General features: G+C 68.3%; 14 protein-coding genes. 8 read left to right on the top strand and 6 right to left on the bottom strand.

Annotated elements, in window-relative coordinates; genetic code table 11:
• The first annotated feature begins 36 nt into the window (after positions 1–36).
• The gene (locus C795_RS0110815) at positions 37–372 is read left to right on the top strand and encodes a GNAT family N-acetyltransferase (protein WP_017793781.1); all 336 of its coding nucleotides are present in this window, start codon (positions 37–39) and stop codon (positions 370–372) included.
• 57 nt (positions 373–429) lie between these two features.
• Here the strand turns inward: C795_RS0110815 and C795_RS0110810 are convergent, their stop codons facing one another.
• Positions 430–1,110 carry a hypothetical protein gene (locus tag C795_RS0110810; RefSeq protein WP_017793780.1) on the bottom strand — a complete coding sequence of 227 codons (681 nt, stop codon included), beginning with the start codon at positions 1,108–1,110 and terminating at the stop codon, positions 430–432.
• Positions 1,111–1,291: 181 nt separating this feature from the next.
• Here C795_RS0110810 and C795_RS0110805 point away from each other — a divergent pair, with 181 nt between their 5' ends.
• Positions 1,292–1,606, top strand: coding sequence for a DMT family transporter (locus tag C795_RS0110805; protein ID WP_026139617.1), 315 nt, complete (start codon positions 1,292–1,294; stop codon positions 1,604–1,606).
• A 2-nt stretch (positions 1,607–1,608) separates the two neighbouring features.
• The gene (locus C795_RS0110800) at positions 1,609–1,989 is read left to right on the top strand and encodes a DMT family transporter (RefSeq protein ID WP_017793778.1); all 381 of its coding nucleotides are present in this window, start codon (positions 1,609–1,611) and stop codon (positions 1,987–1,989) included.
• Between the two features lie 76 nt (positions 1,990–2,065).
• Here the strand turns inward: C795_RS0110800 and C795_RS0110795 are convergent, their stop codons facing one another.
• Entirely contained in the window at positions 2,066–2,740 is a 675-nt protein-coding gene (locus tag C795_RS0110795; RefSeq protein ID WP_026139616.1) for a metal-dependent transcriptional regulator, read from the bottom strand.
• 110 nt (positions 2,741–2,850) lie between these two features.
• On the opposite strand from C795_RS0110795, the gene C795_RS0110790 reads away from it, so the two are divergent.
• Positions 2,851–3,252: a DUF488 domain-containing protein gene (locus C795_RS0110790; RefSeq protein WP_017793776.1), complete on the top strand. Its 402-nt coding sequence runs from the start codon at positions 2,851–2,853 to the stop codon at positions 3,250–3,252.
• On the opposite strand, the gene pdxR is transcribed toward C795_RS0110790, so the two are convergent.
• On the bottom strand, positions 3,249–4,673 hold the full coding sequence (pdxR, locus tag C795_RS0110785; RefSeq protein WP_017793775.1) for a MocR-like pyridoxine biosynthesis transcription factor PdxR: 1,425 nt from the start codon (positions 4,671–4,673) through the stop codon (positions 3,249–3,251). The two genes, C795_RS0110790 and pdxR, sit on opposite strands and share 4 nt — an antisense overlap.
• A 93-nt stretch (positions 4,674–4,766) precedes the next feature.
• On the opposite strand from pdxR, the gene pdxS reads away from it, so the two are divergent.
• Positions 4,767–5,684: a pyridoxal 5'-phosphate synthase lyase subunit PdxS gene (gene pdxS, locus C795_RS0110780; protein WP_033349531.1), complete on the top strand. Its 918-nt coding sequence runs from the start codon at positions 4,767–4,769 to the stop codon at positions 5,682–5,684.
• 15 nt (positions 5,685–5,699) lie between these two features.
• Here the strand turns inward: pdxS and C795_RS15835 are convergent, their stop codons facing one another.
• From C795_RS15835 to C795_RS0110765, 3 genes are all read right to left on the bottom strand, one after another.
• Positions 5,700–6,491: a DNA-methyltransferase gene (locus C795_RS15835; protein ID WP_017793773.1), complete on the bottom strand. Its 792-nt coding sequence runs from the start codon at positions 6,489–6,491 to the stop codon at positions 5,700–5,702.
• Between the two features lie 109 nt (positions 6,492–6,600).
• The gene (locus C795_RS0110770) at positions 6,601–7,785 is read right to left on the bottom strand and encodes an enoyl-CoA hydratase/isomerase family protein (RefSeq protein WP_017793772.1); all 1,185 of its coding nucleotides are present in this window, start codon (positions 7,783–7,785) and stop codon (positions 6,601–6,603) included.
• Positions 7,786–7,825: 40 nt separating this feature from the next.
• A complete protein-coding gene (locus C795_RS0110765; RefSeq protein WP_017793771.1) occupies positions 7,826–9,148 on the bottom strand; it encodes an MFS transporter in 1,323 nt (440 codons plus the stop codon).
• 195 nt (positions 9,149–9,343) lie between these two features.
• Here C795_RS0110765 and C795_RS0110760 point away from each other — a divergent pair, with 195 nt between their 5' ends.
• The 3 genes from C795_RS0110760 (at position 9,344) to C795_RS15830 (ending at position 11,623) form a co-directional block, all read left to right on the top strand.
• Positions 9,344–10,180, top strand: coding sequence for a DUF3097 family protein (locus tag C795_RS0110760; protein ID WP_017793770.1), 837 nt, complete (start codon positions 9,344–9,346; stop codon positions 10,178–10,180).
• 154 nt (positions 10,181–10,334) lie between these two features.
• Positions 10,335–11,246, top strand: a complete 912-nt coding sequence (locus C795_RS0110755; protein WP_017793769.1) for an arginase family protein — start codon at positions 10,335–10,337, stop codon at positions 11,244–11,246.
• Positions 11,243–11,623: a hypothetical protein gene (locus C795_RS15830; protein WP_017793768.1), complete on the top strand. Its 381-nt coding sequence runs from the start codon at positions 11,243–11,245 to the stop codon at positions 11,621–11,623. The genes C795_RS0110755 and C795_RS15830 overlap by 4 nt, the downstream gene beginning before the upstream one ends.
• Positions 11,624–11,626 lie beyond the last annotated feature (3 nt).

Here is an 11,626-nt window from a genome sequence, read left to right as displayed (position 1 = left end):
TAGCCGTGCCACAGGATGCGCGCGTAAGGTGTGGGTATGGCCAGATTTCTCGACGAAGCGCAAGCGGCCTCCGCGGGCTTTCACATCGCGCACGAACCCAAGGCCTCGCGGTATGTCGTATATCAGGGTGCAGGGGCCGATCGTCAGCTCGTGGGTGAGGCCCACTACTCGCTGCGGGGCGATCACTCAGTTGACTTCGATCACACGTCCGTCAGCCCCAGCCTGCGCGGCACCGGCCTTGCTGCCCTGCTCGCGCGCCGCGCGCTCACAGGCGATCAGGTGCGGGGTCGACAAATCGAGGCGTCGTGCTGGTTCATCGCGGGTTTTCTCGAGCGGCACCCCGAGCTGCGCTCCCAGGAGCACACCCCGTAGCGCAATAGATTCGCGCGCCGGGGCTGAGGAGCGCCGCACCTTGACGATGCGGTGCCGCTAGCTGCGTTCCTTGCGCTTGAAGATACGCTTCTTGGGTACTTCAGCACCGTCTGCGGGCTCTTCCCCTTCGGCCTGTGCCGATTTCTCGCGAATGAGCGACGTCAAGTCCTTCTCGATGAGCTGCTGAATGCGGTTATCGCGTTCGTTGCGGTATTCGTCGTTGTCACCGCCGCTGTAGTACGGGTGTGTCGCGCGGTCGGCGAGGGAGTCGCCGATCTCGTGCCAGGCCGCCTGGCGCGCACGTTCGGCGGTCTCCTCGAGATAGGTTGGGTCGGCGGCACGCTTGTGCAGTTCGGCCGCAACCTGCTCGTACACCTCTTGGCGGTGACGCAGCGTGCGGTTGTCGTCGTTGCCGTAATCTGATTCGCTCCAGGAGCTGCGCCCGGTGTCGCGAATCTCGTTGCGCATGCGCGAGATGTGGCGGGCGTCGCGCTCGCGTTCGACCGCGAGATCCTCGCAGGACTCACGTACCATCTCACGAATCTGGGTGACGTCGTAGTCCACCTGCCGCTTCAACGCATTCATAATGATTGCGTTCTTCACGGTCATGCGCACCGCAACGTCGGCCACCAAGAGGCCCTGTTCAACAATCTCTTCTACGGGGGCCAGCACGCGCTTCGGAAGCCGGCGGAGCCCTCGAGAGCTACTGCCCTTGCGTTTCTTCGATCTGCCGAACACTGCACTCCCTCCTGGCGCTCGTCGGCGCACTCCTCCATTATCTCTGATGCCTCCGACAAACGTGCATGCGCGCGCGGAAACCACCAAATGTGACAGACTGGGGGTGACCCCACGGCTGGGGTGCGGACGAGGGAGCAGTACCCGCACACTGACGACTGCCAGAAAGTACAGAGCCGTGGCAATTGCCTGGGTAATTTTGATCGCAAGTGGTCTTCTTGAAGCGGTCTGGGCGACCGCACTCGATGCGTCTCAAGGGTTTCGTAAACTCTGGCCTACCGTCACGTTCTTCGTGTCGATGATCGTGAGCATGGTTGGGCTGTCCTACGCGATGCAGCACATCCCCGTCGGAACGGCGTACGCCGTGTGGGTGGGGATCGGTGCGGTACTCACCACGGTGTGGGCCTTTGCGACCGGCGCCGATCGGATCACGCTCGCGCGCGTTCTGCTCCTCGCCGGCCTCATCGCCTGCGTGGCCGGCCTCAAGCTGGTGAGCTAATCATGACTGATGCTGCGATTGCACAGACTCCCGCTCGCGCTCCCAAACAGGCGCTCGCTCGCCACTGGGTGGTGCTGTTTGCCAGCGCCGTCCTCGAGGCAGTGTGGGCGATCTCGCTCGATGAATCCGACGGATTCACCGTGCTGGCACCCACGATCGTCTTCCTGATCACCAACCCCATCAGCCTGATCGGGCTCGGCTACGCGATGCGCGGTCTGCCAGTGAGCGTCGCCTACGCAATCTGGACCGGCACGGGAGCCGCCCTCACGGTGGCGGCCTCAATGCTGAGCGGCAGCGAAGAGCCCTCTGTGCTGAAGCTACTGTTCCTTGCCGGCATCATCGGCTGCGTGATCGGGCTGAAGTTCGCCCGCGACCCTGACTGATCTGAGACTCTCAGATCAGGGACTCTCGATCCGGATCATGCCGAAGCCGGGACTTCTCGCGCCTGCAGGCTCGATACTACGGAAGCGTTGACACCCACACGGCGGCGGCGGCGGCCGGGCCCAACCGCACGGGCTCGCCGCCGTCGACCCGCACGGTGACCGTCTCCGAGTAGGGCTCCCCCGGCAACACCTCAAGCACGGCATCGACTACGAGGCCCCGGCTCGCGAAGTACTGCAGCATCTCGTTGTCGGAATCCGAGATGCGCTCCACCATCACCCGGCAGGGTGCCTGCGCGTGCGTCAGCTGCACGGCGTCGGGGCGGTGCACGCGCCCGTCTGCGCTGGGGATGGGGTCGCCGTGCGGGTCACGCGTGGGGTAGCCGAGGGCGCGATCCACGCGATCGATCAACTGGTCGCTGACCGCGTGCTCGAGCCGGTCGGCCTCGTCGTGCACCTCGTCCCACTCGTAGCCCAACGTCTCGACCAAAAAGGTTTCGAGCAGTCGATGCCGACGAATCATGGAGACCGCGTGCTGCCGCCCCTCATCGGTAAGGGTGACGCTGCCGTAGCGCGCATGCCCGATGAACTCCAGGTCAGACAGCTTGCGCAGCGCATCCGACACGGTCGACAGCCGCACACCGGCAGCCTCGGCAATTGCCGAGTTGGAAACGGGCACCTCAGACCACTCCTGCAGGCTCCAAATGACCTTCAGGTAGTTCTGCATGCTCGGGGAAATATCGTCGACACTCACCCGCTCAGCGTACCCGGGCAGCTCTGCAGCCGCACCCGACCCGCGCGCCGCCCGTCTCAGTCGGCCCGACACCCCTGGCAAGTTTCGAGAGAGAGGAGCACACTGGAATTATGGATGTCAAGATCAAGCGGGTGTACGACACCCCGGCGACAACCGATGGGTTTCGCGTGCTTATCGACCGGCTATGGCCGCGTGGGCTCAGCAAGGAGCACGCCGCGGTAGACCTCTGGGACAAAGACGTCGCCCCGAGCCCTGAGCTGCGCCGCGAATGGCACGCCGACCCGCACGCGCACTCCCCCGAACGGTTCGCCGCGTTCGCCGCCGACTATCGCGCCGAGCTGTCGGCCGCGCCGGCATCGGCCGCACTCGATGCCCTGATCGTCCTCGCGCGTGAGCACGAGCCACTCACTCTCGTATACGGCGCCAAAGACGAGCACTCCAATCACGCGCTCGTGCTGCTCGAGGCACTCACTGCACGCGCGGGAGGGGCAGACAACACGGGCGGCAGCTAGCTGCGTTCCGCGTCAGCCAGCACGCCGCGCAGCACCGAGAGCGCCCGATCAAACCCCGCATCGTCGGGCCCACCCATGCCGATGACGAGGCCCGTCGATCCTGCGACGCTGTTCGCCTCCCAGTAACTACTGAGCCCAACGGCACCCAGCCCAGCAGCCGCCGCACGCTCGAGTACTCGACGTTCCTCGGCGGCGCCCCCGGGCACGAGCTCGATCACGGCGTGCAGCCCTCCGCTCATGGGCCGCACGCGCCACCCGGCCTGGCCGGCTAGACGTTCAGACAGCAGGTCACGCCTGCGCGCGTACCGCCGGCGCATGCGCGCGATGTGGCGGCGCAGCTCTCCCTCGGCCAGGTAGCGCGCGAGCGCGGCCTGCACGACTGCGGAGACGGGGCCGCCCAGGTCGAACCGCACCGGTTCGATGAGTCGTCGCAGCCCCGCTGGCGCGAGCATGAACCCGGCCGCCAGCGCGGGCGAGAGCGTCTTTGAGAACGTTCCGAGCAACACCACGGTGCCGGTGGCGGGATCGTCGAGCGCGGCGAGCGTGGGCAACGGGCTGCCGACGTGCCGCAGCTCGGAATCGTAGTCGTCCTCCACGATCACCACTCCCGTGCGGATCGCCCATTCGAGCAGCTCGCGCCGCCTGGCGAGCGGCAGTGATCCGCCCAGCGGGTACTGGTGGCTCGGGGTCACGATCATCACGTCGAGCACACCGTTCGGCAGTTCCCCCGTGACGAGCCCGTCCGCGTCCACGGGCAGGGCCACGATGCGGGCACCGTGCCGCGCGGCCACCTGCCGCAGCGACGGGTACCCCGGGTCCTCCACCCCCACCACGAGCGCGCGCCCACGGGTCGTGCCGAGCGCGGTCAGTAACAGCGAGAGCCCATCGCGCGCACCCGCGGTCACGATCACGTCACTGGGCGAGCGCCGCGTACCGCGCATCTGCCGCAGGTGATCTGAGATCTCCTCCCGCAGCCTGGCGTCGCCCAGCTCGGGCGCTGAGCGGTGGGCCAGGGTGGCGGCGTGGCGCCACGCCGATCGCCACGCGGGGCGATCGACCGCATCGGTGAGCGGTGTACCGGGCGCGAGCGGGCCGGCAACGGCGCGGGTCTCGGGCGCATGCTGATCCGGATCCCCGACGCCCTGGGCCGCGCGCGCACGATCGAGCCGCGGGTGCACGACCGTGCCACGACCGTGCCCCGCGAGCAGGTAGCCCTCGGCCACGAGCTGCTCGTATGCCGCGACGATCACACCCCGGGCGACGCCCACCCGCTCGGCGAGGTCGCGCGTGGAGGGCAGGGGCTCCCCCGGGCGCAGAGTGTCGGTGTCGATGGCCTCGCGCAACGCCGCCGCGACCTGAGCGGGCAGCGTTGCCCCGCCCGTTCGGTCGAGCGAAATCGGAAACTCGCCTGCACTACCCATGAGACCGTCCTCATAATTCACAAACCACTGGTCTACTGAGATTAGCCTCAAATGGATCTTGAAGTAAACCACTGGCTGCGAGAGTCTCGAGTCATGAGCATCAATAATCGAACCAGCATCCCGTCAACCGGCACCCCCGAAACCGCCGAGGCCGGTATCGCCCTGGCCCACGCCCTCGGCGGCGGCGTCATCATGGACGTCGTGACCCCCGAGCAGGCCCGTATCGCCGCCGACTCGGGCGCCATCGCTGTCATGGCACTCGAGCGGGTCCCCGCCGACATTCGCGCCCAAGGTGGCGTGGCACGCATGAGCGACCCCGACCTCATCGAGGGCATCCGCGCTGCCGTCGGGATCCCGGTCATGGCCAAGGCCCGCATCGGCCATTTCGTTGAGGCGCAGGTACTCGAGGCACTCGGCGTGGATTTCATCGACGAGTCAGAGGTGCTCTCACCCGCCGATTACACGCACCACATCAACAAGCGCCGGTTCAAGGCTCCGTTTGTGTGCGGCGCCACGAACCTCGGTGAGGCGCTGCGCCGCATCGCCGAGGGCGCCGCGATGATCCGGTCCAAGGGCGAGGCCGGCACGGGTGACGTGTCGGAAGCCACCCGGCATCTGCGCACGATCCTCGGCGAGATCGCCCAGCTAGCGGCGAAGGACGCAGACGAGTTGCCGCTCGCCGCGAAGGAGCTCCAGGCGCCCCTCGATCTCGTCGAGCGTGTGGCGCGCGAGGGTCGCCTGCCCGTGCCACTGTTCACCGCGGGCGGCGTCGCCACCCCGGCCGACGCCGCAATGATGATGCAGCTCGGCGCCGACGGCGTATTCGTGGGCTCGGGCATCTTCAAGTCGGGCAACCCCGCCAAGCGCGCCGCCGCAGTGGTGCGCGCGACCGCCGACTACGCGAACCCCGGCACGATCGCCGATGCCTCGCGCGGGCTCGGGGAAGCGATGGTGGGCATCAACGTGGCAGACTTGCCCGCACCGCACCGCCTCGCCGAGCGCGGCTGGTAGCGGGCAATCCCGGAGTTACTGAACGATGAAGTGCATCTCGGGGTCGGTGAAGCGTCGCAGCATGACCTTCGCCGCCTCGGGATTGTCGTCGATCAGCACGAACCGTCGGTACAGCTCCTCGGCCGCAGCCCCCGTGGTGCCGCTGCCCGCAAACGGATCAAGCACCCAGTCCCCCGGCCGCGACGATGCCTGAATGATGCGCCGCATAATACCGATCGGCTTCTGCGTCGGGTACCCCACGCGCTCTTTGCCCGTCGGCGACACGATCGTGTGCCACCACACATCGGTCGGCAGCTTGCCGAGCGCCGCCTTCTCCGGTGTGACCAGCCCCGGCGCCATGTAGGGCTCGCGGTCGACCGCTTCGGCATTAAAGAAATAGCGATCCGGATCCTTGGCATAGACCAGAATATTGTCGTGCTTCGTGGGCCAGCGCTTCTTGGTGCGCCCGCCGTAGTCGTAGGCCCAGATGATCTCGTTGATGAAGCACTCAGGCCCGAACATCGCGTCGAGGATCACCTTGGCGTAGTGCACCTCGCGGTAGTCGAGGTGCAGGTAGAGCGTGCCGTCCTGTGCGAGCAGTCGCCAGGCTTCCTCGATGCGCGGCTCGAGAAAGTTCCAGTAGTCGCGAAAGCGATCGTCGAAGGAGATCGTGCGCTCGCGGGTGACCGCGTAGCCCTGGCCGCGAAAGCCGAGCCGACCGCCTTCATCCACCTCGGTGCGCACGCCGCGCACCCGCTCGGTGTGTCGCTCGCGCCCAGTATTGAAGGGCGGATCCAGGTAGATCAGCTGAAATGACTCCGAGGGCATCGACCTCAAAATCGGCAGGTTGTCGCCCGCGTACACCTGGTTTGGCCCCAAAGAATCCCAGCGATCAGTCACCCGCCAATAGTAGTCGCCCCCGGCTGAGCGACCGGCGTTACAGCTCGAGTGCCCGCTCGTCAGGTCCCAACCGGGGGTCGAGGATGGCCCCCAGCTCAGCCTCGTCGAGGAGTTCGAGCGTCTCGGGCTGCCAGACCGGGTTGCGGTCTTTGTCGATGACCTGGGCCCGCACGCCCTCCGTGAAGTCTGGGCGGGGCGCTAGCCTGCCGAGCACCCGCAGGTCGTCGACGAGCACCTCGGCCAGCGTGAAGTCGAAGGCGCGGGTGCGCGCGATTTGGGCCAGCGTGACCGCTACCGAGGTGGGGCACATCTCGCGGATCGTGGCGGCGGTGCGGCCCGCAGCCCGCGCCTCGGCCTCGTCCGCGGCGGTCGCCCCCGCGATCCGGGCCGCGTCGCCGAGCCCGTCCGTCGCTTCGACCTCGGCAGCTTGCTCCAGCGCCGCGACGAGCCGCAGCGCGGCCTCGGCCGGCCGCGCGAATACCGCCCGCCAGTCGTCACCAAGGGCCTCCTCCGCGATCGGCCCCCACCAGGCCCCGACCGCGAGCATTGGGGCCTCGGTCACCTGATCCGGAGCGTTCGGGTCGGCAAATCTCGCGATCGCGGCCTCCGGATCCTCGCCTGCGGCGAGCGCCTCGCGCAGTGCGTCGAGTTCTCGTGACGGCACCAGCACGTCGGCAAAGTTCAGTGCGATGGCGTCCAGCGGGCCCATCTCGGCCGAGGTCATCGCCAGGTATTCCCCGAGCCGGTGGGGCGCGCGGGCGAGCAGCCGGTGCCCGCCCACGTCGGGTGCGATGCCGATGCGGGCCTCGGGCATGGCGAGGCGCGAGCGTTCGGTGACGACGCGGTGGTGGGCGTGTCCGGTGAGTCCGATGCCGCCGCCCATCGTAATACCGTCCATGAAACCGACGACGGGAATCTGCGAGGTGGCGACGGCGTGGTCGACGCGGTACTCGAGTGCGAGGATCTCGGGGCCCTGTTCGCCCGAGAGTTGCTTGATATCGCCGCCGCCGCAGAAGCCGCGGTCGCCCGCACCGTCGAGCAGGATGGCCTGCGAACCGTCGGTCTGCGCCGCGGCGACCGCCTCGCCGACCATCGCAAACATGTCGCGGGTGAGGGCGTTGAGCGCGCGCGGCCGGTTGAGGGTGATGCGGGTGATCGCGCCCTCGCGGCGTACGACCACGAGGGGATCAGTGGATTCGGGCAGCGTCGTTGCTGAGCTCATGTCAGCACCGTATCAGCCGGGGTTTGACGCGGGGTCGGTGCTACGGGCTCGGGTGGCGTGCGTCGTAGTGCATGAAGCCGTGGGCGGTGCGCGCGAGTACGAGCATGACGCCCACCACCACGATGCCGCCGAGCAGCGCGGGCGCCCAGAGCGCGATCGCGGTGGCGACGGCCCCTGCGTACAGGTCACCGACGCGAGGGCCGCCCGCGACCACCACATAGTAGAGACCTTGCATGCGGCCGCGCACCTCGTCGGGGACCGCGGTCTGGAGAATGGTGGAGCGAAACACCGAACTCACGTTGTCTGCGGCGCCTGCGCCTGCCAGGGCGAGCGCCGCGAGCGTGATCGCGGGGACCAGCGGATCGCCCGCGTCGTGCGCACCGTTCGTGAGTTGAGTGACGAGGAGGACAATGCCGAACAGGGCGTTGCAGACGCCGAATACGGCGATCGCGTAGGTGATGGCGCGACCCTGCCGGCGCACGCGGCCGAGGGTGCCCGAGAGCAGGCTGCTCGTCAGAGCGCCCACCGCGAAAGCCGCCGTGAGGGCGCCCACGGTGACCGCTCCGCCGCCGAGCACGAGGGCGCCCGCGGCGGGAAAGACCGCCTTGGGGTTGCCGAGGGTGGTCGCGATGAAATCCCATACGAACGTGGCGCGCACATTGGGTGCGGTCTTCAGAAATTTGAGGCTGGCGAGCACCGAGCCAAGTCCGAGACGCTTGCGACTGCCCGCGGGGCGCATGCGCGGCAGGCTCGCGACCCCCAGGAACGCGCCGACAAAGAGCACGGCGTCGGCGAGGTAGGTCCACGGATACCCGACCGCCGCGACGAGCAGTCCCGCGGTGGCGGGGCCGACGGTGACTGCGAGCCCCATCGAAATGCCGGTGAGGGCCGCCGCGGCCGGCAGGAGCTGGGCTGGGAGCAGCTGCGGCACGATCGCCCCGCGCGTGGCCCCCATGATGGTGGCCGAGGCCGCGTTGACCGCGGCGAGCGCGTAGTACGGCCAGGTGGCGGAGACGTCGAGAAACGCGATCGTCGTCATGGTGCCGATGCTGCCCCAGGCCGTGCAGGCCGTGACCAGCGCGACCGTGCGGCGGTCGAACGCGTCGGCGAGCGCACCGCCGATGAAGCCGGCGAGGATCATGGGGCCAATGGCCCACAGCGCCACGAACGAGACCGCGAGGGTGGACTGCGTGATCGCGTAGATGTGCAGCCCCACCGTGACGATCGTGATCTGAGCACCGATCTGGGCCACCGATGTGCCGACCCACAGCCGGGCAAACGCCGGGCTGTGCCGAAGTGGGGTCGTGTCGACGAGCAGGGCGCGCACGGAGCGGCGGCGTGGAGAGGCCTGGTCTTCGGTCACTACAGCACGCTATCGCAGCTCCGTGGCGCGGAGGTATCTCGGGCCGCCCGCCCACAAGCTCCGTATCATTCACGTATTCCGGAGGAACTGGGGGGAGGAGCTTCCGGAGTTACTCAATATGCCGGATCTGGCAATGCCGGATCCTGATCCACGCGCCGAGGCGCAGCACCGCGAGCATGCCCTAGGCTCGAAACCGTGTTTGACGACCGTTACGACCTCGATCCCGTCGCCCGCATGAAGCCCCGCCGCGGCCCCGTGGAGCGACGCCGTGTGCCGCTCGCCCGCGGCCTCGTCGTGGAGCACTCCGAGACCGAGTGGTGCGGCGCCGTCACCGGCGTGCGCGAGGGCCTGGTGCAGCTGGAGGATTACCGCGGCAAGGTGCGCGCCTTCGCTCTCACCGACGGATTCCTGATCGACGGCGAGCCCGTCGCGCTGGTCATGCCGCAGCGCAAGCCGCAGGGGCGCGCTCGCACCGCTTCGGGCTCGTTCGCGGCCCCGCCCGAGCGCGCCAAGGTCGCGATGCCCAGCCGTATCTTCGTCGAGGGCAAGCACGACGCCCAGCTCGTCGAGCAGGTGTGGGGTGCCGATCTGCGGGTGGAGGGTGTGGTGGTCGAACTGTTGCAGGGCGCCGACAACCTCGAGGCGGTGCTCGCCGAGTTTGGCCCCGGCCCCGGCCGTAAGGCGGGTGTGTTGCTCGATCACCTCGTGCACGGCAGCAAGGAGACGCGCATCGCCGACGCTATCGCGCAGGGCCCGCACGGCGGTCACGTCATGATCGTGGGTCACCCCTACGTCGACATCTGGCAGGCAGTGAAGCCCGCCCGCGTCGGCCTCGCATCGTGGCCCGAGATTCCGCGTTCGATCGAGTGGAAGACCGGCATCTGCCGTGCGCTCGGCTGGCCGGGCGACGAGCCCGCCGACATCGCCGAGGCCTGGGCACGCATTCGCGGCCGTGTGCGCAACTTTCGCGACCTCGAACCCGAGCTGGTGGGCCGCGTGGAACAGCTCATCGATTTCGTGACCGTCGACTAGCGCGCCACAGGATGCCCCGATCCGGCACAGAATTGACCGTGCCATCGCCCGCCAGTTTGCAAGCCAGCTTGCAGGCCATCTCGCCGCGCGAGGCGTAGCATAGAAGCATCGACTTTTAGAGGTCGCACAAGCGAGCAAAGGTAGCGAGGTCGCGATGTCTCAACCCGTGTTTTTCGTGATGCCCGAGTGGCAGGGATCCGCATCGTCGCGAGCCATGCGGCTCACCGAGGGCGCGCAGCTGCTGCGGGAGGACCTGCCCACCCGTGCCCGCATTGACGTTCCCGTACCCCTCGAGGCGGGCGACGCCCTCGGCACACCCGTGGCGCGACTGTCGAGCCTGATTCACGCCCGTGATTCGGCCCTCACCCTCCTCGCCGAGGCGACGGGCACGCCGATCATCGTCGGCGGCGATTGTGCCTCGTCGCTCCCCGGCCTCGAAGCGGCCGTGCGTCGCCACGGCAGCGACAACCTCGCGGTGCTCTGGTTTGATGCGCATCCTGACCTGCAGCACCCGAGCACCTCGCCGTCGGGTGCCGCCTCGGGAATGACGTTGCGGCACGCCCTCGGGGATGGCTCCGAGGATCTGCGCGCCCGCAACCCAATCAGCGCCGAGCGGCTCGTGCTCGTGGGAACGCGTGAACACGACCCCGAGGAAACCGAGGAGCTGCGGCGGCTGGGACTGTCGCCCATTGGTATCTCGGTGTTCGACGCGCTGCGCACGGAAACGGCCGCGGCAACTGAGACCGCCGAGGCCGCCGCCGGGCTCACGGCCCTGCAGCAACTCGCGGCCGTGATCGCAGAGCGCGTCGACGGTGCCACGCACGTCTACGTGCACATCGACCTCGACGTCCTCGATCCCGCAGAGTTCGGGTCGGTGCACGCCCCGGTGCCGTTCGGATTGCTGGTCGCCGAGCTCACGGGCATGCTGCGCGAGGTGCTGGGGCGCGTGCCGCTCGCCGGTGCCTCGATCTGCGAGTTTGCCCCGACGAACGCCGAGACCGCGGGCGACGACCTCCCCACGGTGCTGCGCATCCTGGCGGCACTGACCTCGGGGCGTACCGCGTGAGCGCCCCTGAGGCGGCTCACGCCCGGCCGCTCCCCCTCGCCTGGTTCGGCTTCGCCTACGCCACCTGCGTCGGGTTTGTCTGGGGCGCGATATGGAGCACGGGAAAGATCGAACGCGTCGACGGCCTCTGGGTATTTCGCGGTATGCCGAAGTGGACGTTTCGCCGCGGCGGCACCTGCGTCGGCGCGTGCTATCTCACCAACCAGAACGTCTCCAAGGCCGTGCTGCGGCACGAGCGCGTGCACGTCTCCCAGTGGCGCAGATACGGCCTCGCGATGCCGCTGCTCTATGCACTCGCTGGCCAGGACCCGCTGCGCAATCGCTTCGAGATTGAGGCTGGTCTCGAAGACGGCGGCTACGTGCGCCGCACCCGCTAGGCT

This window comes from Leucobacter salsicius M1-8, from assembly GCF_000350525.1.
Taxonomy (GTDB): Bacteria; Actinomycetota; Actinomycetes; order Actinomycetales; family Microbacteriaceae; genus Leucobacter; species Leucobacter salsicius.
The sequence above is the reverse complement of the archived record's forward strand: the minus strand, read 5'-3'. Positions and strand labels throughout refer to the sequence as shown.

Bases quoted from the DNA above. Each gene is read 5' to 3' on its own strand.
- pdxR (WP_017793775.1), bottom strand. From the start codon at position 4,673: ATGGGTAGTGCAGGCGAGTTTCCGATTTCGCTCGACCGAACGGGCGGG.
- C795_RS15835 (WP_017793773.1), bottom strand. From the start codon at position 6,491: ATGCCCTCGGAGTCATTTCAGCTGATCTACCTGGATCCGCCCTTCAAT.
- pdxS (WP_033349531.1), top strand. From the start codon at position 4,767: ATGAGCATCAATAATCGAACCAGCATCCCGTCAACCGGCACCCCCGAA.
- C795_RS0110790 (WP_017793776.1), top strand. From the start codon at position 2,851: ATGGATGTCAAGATCAAGCGGGTGTACGACACCCCGGCGACAACCGAT.
- C795_RS0110770 (WP_017793772.1), bottom strand. From the start codon at position 7,785: ATGAGCTCAGCAACGACGCTGCCCGAATCCACTGATCCCCTCGTGGTC.
- C795_RS0110800 (WP_017793778.1), top strand. From the start codon at position 1,609: ATGACTGATGCTGCGATTGCACAGACTCCCGCTCGCGCTCCCAAACAG.
- C795_RS0110815 (WP_017793781.1), top strand. From the start codon at position 37: ATGGCCAGATTTCTCGACGAAGCGCAAGCGGCCTCCGCGGGCTTTCAC.
- C795_RS0110755 (WP_017793769.1), top strand. From the start codon at position 10,335: ATGTCTCAACCCGTGTTTTTCGTGATGCCCGAGTGGCAGGGATCCGCA.